Annotated in this window: 10 protein-coding genes and 1 pseudogene; 7 read left to right on the forward strand and 4 right to left on the reverse strand. The window is 30.9% G+C overall.

Translation table 11 applies throughout. The features are described from left to right. The 4 genes and pseudogenes from Q0C58_RS07885 to Q0C58_RS07900 all read left to right on the forward strand — a co-directional run. Positions 1–162: pseudogene (locus Q0C58_RS07885) on the forward strand (glyceraldehyde-3-phosphate dehydrogenase); the annotation flags it as partial. Between the two features lie 193 nt (positions 163–355). Then, the gene (locus tag Q0C58_RS07890) at positions 356–874 is read left to right on the forward strand and encodes a hypothetical protein (protein ID WP_290699709.1); all 519 of its coding nucleotides are present in this window, start codon (positions 356–358) and stop codon (positions 872–874) included. A gap of 4 nt (positions 875–878) precedes the next feature. Then, positions 879–1619, forward strand: coding sequence for a hypothetical protein (locus Q0C58_RS07895; protein WP_290699711.1), 741 nt, complete (start codon positions 879–881; stop codon positions 1617–1619). Between the two features lie 169 nt (positions 1620–1788). Beyond that, positions 1789–2418 (forward strand): tRNA (guanine-N1)-methyltransferase, encoded by a 630-nt coding sequence (locus tag Q0C58_RS07900; protein WP_290699714.1) that lies wholly within the window; start codon positions 1789–1791, stop codon positions 2416–2418. Positions 2419–2456: 38 nt separating this feature from the next. Here Q0C58_RS07900 and Q0C58_RS07905 read toward each other — a convergent pair whose 3' ends face one another. Then, the gene (locus tag Q0C58_RS07905; RefSeq protein WP_290699717.1) at positions 2457–3116 is read right to left on the reverse strand and encodes an RNA methyltransferase; all 660 of its coding nucleotides are present in this window, start codon (positions 3114–3116) and stop codon (positions 2457–2459) included. Between the two features lie 63 nt (positions 3117–3179). Further along, positions 3180–4016: a CHRD domain-containing protein gene (locus tag Q0C58_RS07910; protein WP_290699720.1), complete on the reverse strand. Its 837-nt coding sequence runs from the start codon at positions 4014–4016 to the stop codon at positions 3180–3182. A 114-nt stretch (positions 4017–4130) separates the two neighbouring features. On the opposite strand from Q0C58_RS07910, the gene Q0C58_RS07915 reads away from it, so the two are divergent. Genes Q0C58_RS07915 through Q0C58_RS07925 form a run of 3 tightly spaced genes read left to right on the forward strand, consistent with a single transcriptional unit; the run spans position 4131 to position 6187 of the window. Continuing rightward, the gene (locus tag Q0C58_RS07915) at positions 4131–4814 is read left to right on the forward strand and encodes an NAD-dependent deacylase (protein WP_290699723.1); all 684 of its coding nucleotides are present in this window, start codon (positions 4131–4133) and stop codon (positions 4812–4814) included. Continuing rightward, positions 4804–5760 (forward strand): DUF4421 family protein, encoded by a 957-nt coding sequence (locus Q0C58_RS07920; RefSeq protein ID WP_290699727.1) that lies wholly within the window; start codon positions 4804–4806, stop codon positions 5758–5760. Before Q0C58_RS07915 ends, Q0C58_RS07920 begins: the two co-directional genes overlap by 11 nt. Before the next feature lies 1 nt (position 5761). Then, on the forward strand, positions 5762–6187 hold the full coding sequence (locus tag Q0C58_RS07925) for a DUF4174 domain-containing protein (protein WP_290699730.1): 426 nt from the start codon (positions 5762–5764) through the stop codon (positions 6185–6187). A gap of 2 nt (positions 6188–6189) precedes the next feature. Here the strand turns inward: Q0C58_RS07925 and Q0C58_RS07930 are convergent, their stop codons facing one another. Both Q0C58_RS07930 and Q0C58_RS07935 read right to left on the reverse strand, forming a co-directional pair. Then, positions 6190–7821 (reverse strand): ABC-F family ATP-binding cassette domain-containing protein, encoded by a 1632-nt coding sequence (locus tag Q0C58_RS07930; protein ID WP_290699735.1) that lies wholly within the window; start codon positions 7819–7821, stop codon positions 6190–6192. A gap of 263 nt (positions 7822–8084) precedes the next feature. Beyond that, positions 8085–8807, reverse strand: coding sequence for a hypothetical protein (locus tag Q0C58_RS07935; protein WP_290699738.1), 723 nt, complete (start codon positions 8805–8807; stop codon positions 8085–8087). Positions 8808–9248 lie beyond the last annotated feature (441 nt).

Genomic DNA, 9248 nt, shown 5'->3' on the forward strand with positions numbered 1-9248 from the left:
AGCTCTGCTCCTTCTATTTACGATAGTAAAGCTACCATTGTAAGAAAAGATGGTAAAAATGCTATACTTTACGTTTGGTACGATAACGAATATGGTTACAGCCATCAAGTTATTCGTTTAGCTAAGCATATAGCTAAAGTAAGACGTTTTACTTACTACTAATAAAATAAGGTTTTTCTATTTTGAAAAAACACTAATTAAATTAACTTCTATAAAAATAGAGGTCTTTAAATAAAATCTAAAAAAAGTCTCACATTTATGGTGAGACTTTTTTATGCATTTAAAAGCATTTAAATTTTAACAGCACGCAACGCAACCTTTTAGTAATTTTTGCATCTATAAATAAACATTGACTATGAAAAAACCAACTTACAAAGTCATTTATCTAATAATGATTTTAGTATTAAACTCCTGTATTTGGGGAAATTTAGATGACGACATTAATCCTCCAATAGACTTTCAACAGCAATATGAAGCTGTAACCATGTTAAGAACCGAATTTGAAAATTCGACAGCACTCTTACCTGCCGAACCTATTGTAGAAACTGGAAAGATTTATGTAAAGGATGGTTTCTTATTTATTAATCAGCCAAATAATGGGTTTCATATTTTCGATAATTCTAATCCTTCCGCTCCAGTAAATTTAGCTTTTTTAAAAGTGTTGGGTTCTTCAGATTTAAGTATTAAAAACGAAGTTATTTATATTAATAACGCTACAGATTTAATAGCTGTGAAACCTAATTTTGCAAATAATACTATTGAAATTACAAAACGTATTATCGACACCTTTCCAGAGTTAGCAGCACCAAATAATTGCTGTTATAACAATACTCCCGAAAATGAAGTAATTATTAATTGGACTTTAATAGAATAACAAAATGAAAAAATATAGCATAATTTTAGTTTTATTATTGGTTTTGGGTTGCGATTCAGATTCAAGTGATAGCGGCTCAATAGCATCAGATAGTTCTACAGGTCAAGGTGGCTCTCTTGCAAGATTTACAACCTTTAACGATTATCTATACACAGTAGATAATCAAGATTTAAACGTATTTAGTATTACAAATAATGAACAGCCTGTTCAAGTAAACGAAGTGCCTATTGGTTTTAATATTGAAACGCTTTTTAATTATAAAGATTTTCTTTTTATAGGCTCTCAAAACGGAATGTTTATTTATAGTGTAGAAAGTCCTGAAACACCAGAGTTTCTCTCTGAAGCACAACATTTTACTGCTTGCGATCCTGTGGTTGCAAACTTTACTCATGCTTTTGTTACTTTACACTCTGATATTGGTTGTGGTAATACTTTAAACGAACTTCAAATTTATAATGTTGAAGATTTACAGAATCCGTTATTAATTTCAACTAGAAACCTAACACGACCAATTGGTTTAGGTTTGTATAACGATTACCTTATAGTTTGCGATGACGAAGTTAAAATATTTGATATCTCAAATCCCGAAAACGCACAACTGGTTCATAATATTAATCGCGATGCCTTTGATGTTATTATACAAAATAATTTATTAATTTTAGTAGGCGATTCAGGCATATACCAATATAACTTAGACGAGACTAATATTCAAAATACTACAGAGTTAAGTACTATTAACATCTAAACGTTGCCTTTTAAACGTATATATAAAAGCTTCACAAATTGTGAGGCTTTTATAGTATAACAGAATGAGTTGATATAATCTTTTTAATTAACTAAAAAGTGTAAGCGAGTTCTACCTAACTAAACAATATTCTTTACTTTTGCACTAGAAAATAATCAACATTAAACAAATGAATCTAACCAAAGCTATTTTAATTTTATTATTAGCCTTTTTTACTATACAAATTCAAGCACAAACCAAAACTAGTGATACAGAAGATAAATTATCTTTAGATAGTGGTTCCATAGAAAGTCAATTTGAATATTTAACAAAAAAATCTAATGGCTGGACAGACGAGAGAGGACAACGTTACGAAGTTGTAAGAGTTCAATGGATAGAAAAGATAAAGCGCAATACTTTAGACTCTTTAAAAGCTGTACACAAAACACTAAACGACACTAAAGTTGTTGTTACAAAGCAAGATAATGAGATTTCTAAATTAAAAACGAGTTTAAATGCTACACAAGGTACTTTAGATCAAACAAATACCGAAAAAGACAGTATGTCTTTATTTGGAATACAGATGAGTAAAGGTGGTTACAATGGACTAATGTGGTCTATTATTGCTGGATTATTAGCTTTGGCTTTATTTTTTATCTATAAATTTAAAAGTAGTAATGCGATTACTAAAGAAGCAAAAAATGCTTTAGCTGAAACAGAAGGTGAATTTGAAAATCACAGACGTGTCGCTCTAGAACGCGAACAAAAAGTACGTAGACAGTTACAAGACGAAATTAATAAACAAAAGAATTCTAATTAATAAAGTCTAAAGACTATCTATTAATTTAAGCCCAATGGTTATTGCCTATTTTCGTAGTAGCGTTCAATAATTTTAGCATAACTCTTAATTGTTTTTTTACACCAGTCAAGACGTTTTTCTAGTTTTTCATTTTCAGTTAATTGCCAATCAATATCTATTTTCTTCAACTTTGTAGTAACGTGTTGTAAAGTAATTGCTGCAGATACAGATATATTTAAACTCTCTGTAAAGCCAACCATTGGTATTTTTAAAAAAACATCTGCTTCTTTTAAAACCTCATCCGAAAGCCCTTCGGTTTCTCTTCCAAAGAAAAAACACGATTTTTTAGTAACATCAAAATCATATAACTCGCAATCGTCTGTATGTGGTGTAGTTGCCACTATTTGGTAACCTTTGCTTTTTAAATCTTTAATACACGCTTTTACAGATTGGTACCTATTTAAATCTACCCACTTTTGGGCTCCCATTGCAATCTCTCTATCAATACGCTTGGTATTGGTTTCTTCAACAATATTTACTTCTTGAATGCCAAACACATCGCAACTGCGAATAACAGCACTAGTGTTATGCAGTTGGTAAACATCTTCTGTTGCTACTGTAAAGAATTTTGTACGCTCTTTTAATACCTTCTTAAAACGTTGTAATCTGTTTTCTGTAAGATAGGTTTCAAGATGCTCTATTAGTTTAATATCAATCATGCTGTAAAAATAAAAAAACCTGATACAATAGCATCAGGTTTTAAAAAATCTATATTTTATTGTTTAGTTACTTCCTATATTTCCTTGTGCAATTAAAAGCGAAAGGTTGTTTTCAAAATGCACATTCACATAACCGTTAACGGTTAAAACGTCATCGTATAAAAAAGATGTATTGTCGTCTAGTGTTTCAACATTTGTTTGGCTAGAACCTGTTGTTCCATTTACCATATTAAAAGTAAAAATAATTGGTCCTCCTATTGCAGCATCGTTAGCATGAATATGAGCAGGAAGCATTCCACTAGATGGTGTTCCTTCTAAATCTATAACAGCTAAAGCCTCACCATTTAAGCGTTTTTTAAAAGTAATTGATCCAGAAGCATTTATTAAATCACGCTCTTCTAAAGTATAGGTTACTTGCGAGTTTGTTAATTCGTTTTGTCCAATATCTGCAACAGCATGAGCTTCACTATTATCTATATCAGCATCGTTAGATCTTACTTGAATGTGGCCATCAAAAGCTAGTAATTCTTCATAACTAATTGATGTTTCATCATCCAATGCTGTAAATACGGTTGTACTCGTTCCAGTTGTTCCATCTCCAAATAGAGGATCTAGTGTTAATGCAACTACGCCTCCATCGTTAGCAGCATTGTCTATAAATAAAAATGCAGAACGTAAATCGTTATCAATAACTCCTTCAACAATTAATTCTATACTTAATGTGAAATTTGAGTTTTTAATAAGGCGTACTGTACCAGAAATATCAGAATTATTTACAGTTGAAAGCACGTAAGTTTTAGATTCTAAATCTGTTACGCGATCTGTTTCTGCATCGTCTGATCTACAACTACTTAATAGTATTAATGGCAATACCAATAATACTTTTAAAAATGTTTTCATAAAATTTAGGTTTTAAAATTAATTGAAATAGCGACTACAAAATTACAGATTAAAGCTAAGTCTGCCAACCATAAAAGAAATAATACTAACTTTATGACATTAAATTTTTATTAAATGAAACATATTGTTGTACTTACAGGAGCTGGAATGAGTGCCGAAAGCGGACTAAAAACCTTTCGTGATGCTAACGGTCTTTGGGAAGGACATAACGTTATGGAAGTGGCTTCACCCGAAGGTTTTAAAGCAAATCCTGAATTGGTTTTTAACTTTTATAACCAACGTAGAGCACAACTGTTAACAGTAAAACCTAATGTTGCCCATTATGATTTAGCAACTTTAGAAAACAATTATAAAGTAACTATTATTACACAAAACGTAGATGATTTGCACGAACGTGCAGGAAGTAATAATGTAATACATTTACATGGCGAGCTATTAAAAGTGCGCTCTATAAAAAATGAAGCACTAGTAAAACCCTGGACTACCAAATTAAATCTTGGTGATTTAGACGAAAACGGTCACCAATTAAGGCCACATATTGTTTGGTTTGGTGAAGCTGTACCAATGATAGATAAAGCGGTAGAAATTTGCAATACTGCAGATATTTTGCTTATTATTGGCACGTCTATGCAAGTGTATCCAGCTGCTAGTTTAATGCATTATGTGCCAGAAAATACAGTAACATACTTTATAGACCCTAATCCATCTATTGCAGATTCTAAAAAGGTAACCGTTATTAAAGAAACCGCAACAAAAGGTGTTAAGAAATTTATTAACCTATTTGAAAATGAAATATAGCTTACTCGTATTTTTTTCTTGCTTGACTATCTGTAGTTATAGCCAGGACGAAACACAAAACGATTCTACCTACATTACCTCTTTTAAGCATAAAATAATGCTAAAGGCTAATATAAATACACAAACCGAATCGTATTCCATTCAAAATAATGACACAGAAAATTTTAATTTAACTGCAAATAATAATTTTAAATTTACAGCATCTGCTAATTACGAATTTCTTGGATTGAGTATTGGTTTCTCTCCTAAAGCTAGAAATCTGCCGTATAAAACAGCTTTTCAAGATATTACATTACGTCTGTTTTTAAAACAATGGATTCAAAGTTTTCAATACAGACGCGTTCGTGGATTTTTTAGAGATGGTGAAATATTAGAAGCTACACAAAGTGAGTTTCCAGATTTTAAAACTATTAGTTGGAATGGTGCAACATCTTATGTTATGAATCCTAATTTCTCTCTTAAACACGTTTTATTTAATACAGAGTGGCAGCGTAAAAGCGTTGGTAGTTTTATTCCAACGTTACGCTATGGCTATCAACGTATTTCAGATCGTATTGAAGGTGATAAAGAAGCACAAAATATCTATAGCATTTCTATAGCATCAGATTATTACTATACTTGGGTTATAGAAAATAATTGGTTTGTTACACCAACGGTTTCTCCTGCTATTGGTTTACGTTATACAGTTTATAGTTTAGCAGAAATAAGCGAACAAAACACCTTATTTACAACAGCTTTAAACTTAGGTTTATACTTTGGATACACTTCACCAGAGTTTGTTGCAGGTGCTGTTTTTAACTTCGACTCTAATGCTACAAATTCAAAAAACAGAACAAATATTATAAGCGATAGAAGCTATGCTAAACTTTATTTTGGTTATCGGTTTAATGCATCTTCTGGTTTAAAAAAGAGAGTAAAATGGTTAAAAAATAAAATTAAAAACTAGCATGAGGTTATTTATTATTTTAATAACATTTTTAAGCCTTAAAACTATAGCAGCACAAGATCTTAAAAAGCAGCAATGGAAACACAGGCTATTATTAGTGCTCTCTTTAGATGAAGACAATAAAGATTACAAAACGCAATTAAATTACTTAGAAAATAGCGTTGAAGACATAGAAGAAAGACAATTGGTTATTTATAAAATATTGCCAAATAAACACCAATCTACTTTAAACAAAAATGAAGACAATTGGACAGAAGGCAACCAATTGTATCAAAAACACATGAACTCTAAAAGTACATTTAAAGTCGTTTTAATTGGCTTAGATGGTAGCATTAAAAAAACTAGAAAAACACCTATAAATACTGAAGTGTTATTTAATATTATAGATGCTATGCCAATGCGACAATCTGAGATTAGAAAAAAATAACGCTATAAATCCATTTCTTTTATACTATTGATTCTGTTTCGCTCCAAGAATGCATCAATAGTTTCAAAATGCTCGATAACACGTTTGTTTTTAAACTCAAATACTTTTTGAGACAAGCCTTGTAAGAAATCACGATCGTGTGATACTAAAATTAATGTACCATCAAAACTTTGTAGTGCTTCTTTTAAAACATCTTTAGATTTTAAATCTAGGTGGTTTGTTGGTTCATCGAGAATAAGCAAGTTTACAGGCTCAAGTAATAATTTAACCATTGCCAATCTGGTTTTTTCTCCACCAGACAATACACTTACTTTTTTCTCTATGTCGTCTCCTTTAAACATAAAACGACCTAAAATATTTTTTATTTGGGTTCTTACGTCTCCTTTTGCAACTGTATCTACTGTTTGAAAAACAGTAAGTTCTGTATCCAACAAAGCGGCTTGATTTTGTGCAAAATAGCCCACTTTAACATTATGACCCAAACTACACTTTCCTTCTACTACTATTTCACCAAGAATAGATTTTATCATAGTAGATTTTCCTTCTCCATTTCTACCTACAAAACTCACCTTTTCGCCTCTAGCAATAGAAAAGCTTGCGTTTTTAAATACTGAAAGCTCTCCATAACTTTTAGATAAATCTTCAACCAAAACAGGATAATCTCCAGAGCGTTGAGCAGATGGAAACTTTAATCTTAAAGCTGCATTATCCACTTCGTCTATCTCAATAATTTCTAATTTCTCTAGCATACGCTCACGAGAAGATACTTGGTTTGTTTTAGAGTATGTGCCTTTAAAACGTTCTATAAAAGCCATATTATCTGCAATATACTTTTGTTGCTCTTGGTATGCTTTTACTTGGTGTGTTCTTCGCTCTTCGCGTAATTGTAAGTAATGCGAATAGTTAGCCTTATAATCGTAAATACGACCCATAGTAACCTCTATAGTACGATTGGTAATATTATCTATAAAGGCACGATCGTGAGAAATAACCATTACTGCATTGGCTTTATTTACTAAAAAATCTTCTAACCAGATTACAGATTCTATATCAATGTGGTTTGTAGGCTCATCCAGCAAAATTAAATCTGGTTTTTGAAGCAGTATTTTGGCTAACTCAATTCTCATGCGCCAACCACCAGAAAACTCTTTGGTTAATCTGGTAAAATCTTCTTGTTTAAAACCTAAACCTTTTAGTGCTTTTTCAACCTCAGCATCATAATTTACGTCTTCTAATGCATAAAATTGTTCGCCTAACTCGCTTACTTTTTCTATAATAGACATGTACGCGTCACTCTCGTAATCTGTTCTTGTTTCTAGTGCTTTGTTAAGAGCATCCATTTCATTCTTCATTTTAAAAATATGAGCGAATGCTTTAGAAGCTTCTTCAAAAACAGTATTATTATCTTGGGTTAGTAAATGCTGTGGTAAATAAGCGATTACAGTTTCTTTAGGATAACTTATTTTTCCTCTGGTAGGATTTTGAGCACCTGCAACAATTTTCATCATGGTAGATTTTCCTGCACCATTTTTTCCCATAAGTGCAATCTTATCGTTTGGATTAATAACAAAGTTTACATCGCTAAATAAGGTTGTACCACTAAATTCTACTGCTAAATTATCTACTGTAATCATGTTTGTTTCTTTAAGAATGCGAAAGTAAAAAAAAGACTAATATATTTTTATGAAAACTTGACTTTATAAAAAAAATACACGAACTTCGAATTTAAACTAACTGCTGATATAAAACATTAAAACGATTTCATATCAGCGAACACGTTGTGCGTAATGCGAAAATCGTACAAAGCATCAACATTTGAAATAAAAATGTTAACAACCAAATCGCAATAATAATTAATAAAAATAATTAAATATTTACACTTTATAACGGTATGTTTTTATTTGGCATCAAACCAAAAATCAACAATTATCTTTTCTGCTGTTGAACTTGGTTGTTGTCTATTTTGACCTCTCTTTCCGCCACGTCCACTTCCATTTCCTCTACGTCCGCCACCACTTCGCATCCCTTGGTTTTGACCTTGACCTCTTTCTTTGTTTATATTTCCTTCCATTTTATTTGAAACAACACCAATGGATAGTTTGGAAAAATCACTATTTTCTTTGAAGAATATTTTTGTTTTTGGAATTTTAATTGAAAATTCAAATAATTGACTCGAAGCTGTATAGTGGTTTTCAATCGCAATATCTAAAGTATTTAAGTCCTTATTAAACTCTTGCTTTTCTTCAAATGAACTATACTCAGCTTCTACAGGTAGTTTTTCAATCATACTATTTAAGTCAATAGTGTTTGAGTCATTATTTCCTCGGGAACCTTGTCGAGATTGTCTTGGTTCGGTACTATAGGGATATTTTACATACACATCCTTTTTTTTCTTTCCTTTAATATCGAAATAAATAGTAAGTCCATTTCTAATAATTGACGTTGCAGTCTTCTTATCTGTAGTGCTTATATTTAGGTGGATATAATTGCCTGCTTGTGAAACTTTATAAAGAATATTTTTATTGCTTATTTGCGTAGTATCCGCTGAAAAACTTCTTTTATTTGATGCAAAACAATTTAGACTTGAAAGTGTTAAGAGTGCGAGTATTAGATATTTCATTTATTGTAGGTTTTAGAATTGTATTATAAATTTTTAGTAGTATGATATATAGACTATCAAAATTGATAAAGGTTTAATCATTTATAAAAAAGCCTCATTCTAAAATCCGATAAATGAAGAATGAACGTGAAAAACACTATGCACAACAACGTACATAAAACATAGATATTATAGACTTTCCGAAAGGTTTTTGTATATTTACAAAGTACGCCAAATTTTTAATTTGATTATATTTAGAAAAGAAAATTAAACATAAAAATTAAAAATTTGCCTCGTGCTAAATCCGAAAAGTTAGCGTTTATTTATACGCTACGTTTCATACACAAGACCGTTAGTTTAAATTCTGACCCGTCCTGAAATAAGGCTACATAATTTTAAACATTATGTATAGAAATGACAAAGTAATTAGACGTTACAGTGAACCTTTTAAATTAAAAATTT

The sequence above is a fragment of the Lacinutrix sp. genome (assembly GCF_023299985.1).
Classification (GTDB): domain Bacteria; phylum Bacteroidota; class Bacteroidia; order Flavobacteriales; family Flavobacteriaceae; genus Lacinutrix.